This window comes from Methylophaga sp. (assembly GCF_965655755.1).
Classification (GTDB): Bacteria; Pseudomonadota; Gammaproteobacteria; order Nitrosococcales; family Methylophagaceae; genus Methylophaga.
In genome coordinates, this window is sequence record NZ_CBFHHW010000018.1 from 48,180 (window position 1) to 50,270 (window position 2,091).

General features: G+C 41.3%; 3 protein-coding genes. 2 read left to right on the forward strand and 1 reads right to left on the reverse strand.

Annotated features, from left to right (window positions below; genetic code table 11):
- Positions 1 to 230: 230 nt before the first annotated feature.
- Positions 231 to 563, reverse strand: a complete 333-nt coding sequence (locus ACTF5U_RS07585; RefSeq protein WP_438971033.1) for a hypothetical protein — start codon at positions 561 to 563, stop codon at positions 231 to 233.
- A 198-nt stretch (positions 564 to 761) separates the two neighbouring features.
- On the opposite strand from ACTF5U_RS07585, the gene ACTF5U_RS07590 reads away from it, so the two are divergent.
- A complete protein-coding gene (locus ACTF5U_RS07590) occupies positions 762 to 1,052 on the forward strand; it encodes a DUF2089 family protein (protein ID WP_438971034.1) in 291 nt (96 codons plus the stop codon).
- Positions 1,042 to 1,962 carry a LemA family protein gene (locus ACTF5U_RS07595; RefSeq protein ID WP_438971035.1) on the forward strand — a complete coding sequence of 307 codons (921 nt, stop codon included), beginning with the start codon at positions 1,042 to 1,044 and terminating at the stop codon, positions 1,960 to 1,962. The genes ACTF5U_RS07590 and ACTF5U_RS07595 overlap by 11 nt, the downstream gene beginning before the upstream one ends.
- Positions 1,963 to 2,091: the final 129 nt, after the last annotated feature.

Sequence of the window (2,091 nt, forward strand, 5' to 3'; positions counted from 1 at the left end):
TCACTGTAATCCGACTGATGCCAAGATATATTCGGAAGAGAGACGGGTTTTTCACCACGACTGACCGACACAATCTGATCTGCGTTTCTGGTATCTAGAAGTTTACGAATAATAGCCTGAGCAATTTCACTATTGCCACCGATAACGAGTGCTGAGTCTTTCATATAGTCACTATCGGATTGAGACTGTGAAATTTATGTTGATCTCATGCCGTTGTTATTGATGAATAGTTAATCGATAAAATCGAATTTCCACTGAATATCTTCAACGGACATCATCTGACTTACGCTGAGGCGAATCATGCCGGTCGGATCAGAAGGCTGGCCAATGACAACATAGCGTCTCCCAGATTGTGTATAACCAACCCCGCGCGTTTTATTAAACTCCTTAATCGGGCTGCTATTACGCAAAGTGAAGGGCATGAGTTCATCACCCTCTTCTTGTGGTTTAAACGGCGGAACAACTTCAGGACGCTGACGCAAGCCGACAAAAATTTCTTCTTCACTGGGTAGAGTGAGGATGTTCCAGTGATATAACGTCATCACAGTTTCTTGTGCGTTCATTTCAGTTTTTGCTCACCATGTCCATTAAAAATTTGTTTAAATTTGAATTATTGACATATTTGTTTAATTATATTAAAAATAAAACAGTTAAAAGTTAATTAATTTAATTATTTACTATGTTGGTTTTATATGAAGCAGTGCCTTTCTTGCCAAAGCAGCTTAACACCGACCAAACTCAAATGTAATGAGTGCGGGCTTGTGTATGCGGGCGAGTTTAATTTCCCAAGGTTGATGCGGCTATCTCCTGAGAGCTTAAAACTTGCAGAAGCATTTTTGTTATGTGGCGGCAACCTCAAAGAATTGTCAGAACAGCTTGGTGTGAGCTATCCAACTTTGCGTAAACATGTGGATACCATGATTAACGAATTGGTAAATATAAAAAAGGAAGATGAGCTGACCATAGGCACTGTTCTGGACAAAATTGAGAATGGACAACTTAAGTCTGAAGAAGGGTTGAGGCTAATCAGGGAGATTAACGGTGAGTATTGAAGAGAGAATCGAAGCCATGGTTAGGTCGGGGGCGCTAACTGAGGAGCAGGCTTCAAAGTTTCGTTCCAGCGTTAGCCAATCCCCCCCTGAAAAGAAAATTTTCAGTAAACAAAAAAGGCTACCTGTTGGCATATTACTCGGTGCTTTTCTAATAACAAGTGTGGCTCTTATCTTTATGAGCGGCAGTGGCGGTGAACAGGGAGGTGAGGTTGTTCAAAATGTCGCAGAGTCAATGAATCAACAAGGAGTGAATGGTGTTATGAACAAATCCTTCCAGAACACACTGAGTGTTATCGTTATACTTTTGCCTGTTTTACTGTGTGTCTTTTTCGTGATGTATCTATACAACAGTCTCATCAATAAAGAAGAAGAGGTCTTTCTCAGTTGGTCACAGGTTGAAAGTCAGTATCAACGCCGAGCCGATTTAATTCCAAACCTTGTCAGTACAGTTCAGGGTTATGCAGAGCAAGAAAAAGACGTATTGATAGGCGTAACGGCTGAACGAGCTAGAGTCACTCAGGCCCTGACAGCATTACAAGAAAGTGAGAAAGAAGCAGAAGCCTTGCGTAAAGATGCTTCTAATCACCTTGAAGATGAGGCCTTTATGGCCCAATTAGCGAGTGCTCAACAGCGCTTCAGTAAGAATATTACAGGTGTATTCGCCTTAGTGGAAAATTATCCTGAACTTGAATCATCAGATAACTTCATGGCGCTTCAGGACCAAATTGAAGGCACTGAAAATAGAATCAATATTGCTCGCATGGTCTTTAACGATGCGGTCAATGATTTTAATAAACTCACCAGAGTAATGCCCAGTAGCTTGATTGCAAGCGCGGGGGATTTTAACCGAAAAGCCTATTTTGAGGCTGGCCAAGGGGCTAAAGAAAGCCCAAAAGTCAGTTTTGACTAGTACGCACACATAATAACAAGCGTCATGAAATGGAATTTTTAACCGGAGAAGCAGCACATGGATTTGCCACGAACACGCATTTCTTTTCTCATAGTTTTATTGATTGCTTTAATCGCCTATTGGGCATAC